The sequence below is a fragment of the Aquabacterium sp. UBA2148 genome, assembly GCF_002328915.1.
Classification (GTDB): Bacteria; Pseudomonadota; Gammaproteobacteria; order Burkholderiales; family Burkholderiaceae_C; genus Aquabacterium; species Aquabacterium parvum.
In genome coordinates, this window is record NZ_DCXA01000309.1 from 21,306 (window position 1) to 21,865 (window position 560).

At 68.2% G+C, this 560-nt stretch carries 1 protein-coding gene; it reads left to right on the plus strand.

What is annotated here, in order from left to right; genetic code table 11:
- Positions 1–560, plus strand: a 560-nt coding sequence (locus tag B2W70_RS17050; protein ID WP_286747621.1) for an AarF/UbiB family protein, incomplete at both ends; no start/stop codon positions are given.

A 560-nucleotide genomic window follows, 5' to 3' on the forward strand; every position in this document is an offset into this window, starting at 1 on the left:
GCCGGGCTGGACCGCAAGCTGCTGGCCAGGCGGGGCGCCCACGCCGTGCTCAAGATGATCGTCACCGACGGCCTCTTCCACGCCGACCCGCACGCCGGCAACGTCTTCTACCTGCCGGACAACCGCATCGCCTTCATCGACTTCGGCATGGTGGGGCGCCTGAGCGCCGCGCGACGCGACGAGCTCATTCGCCTGCTGGTGGGGCTGGTGCAGCGAGATCCGCAAGCGGTGGCCGACGTCATGCTCGACTGGGCCGGAGAGCACGCCACCGACGAGGAAGGCCTGGTGATGGACCTGCAGGCCTTCGTCGACACCTACCACGGCCTGACCCTCAAGCAGATCAACCTGGCGACCATGCTCAGCGAGCTGACCGCGCTGCTGCGCCAGCACCACCTGGCCTTGCCTGCCGACCTGGCGCTGTTGTTCAAGTCCTTCATCACGCTCGAAGGCATGGGGCGCTCGCTCGATGGCGACTTCAACATGGCCGAAGAAGCGCTGCCCCTGCTCAAGGCGTCGGTGCGCGCGCGCTACCGCCCCAAGGCGCTGATGCAGCGCGGCTG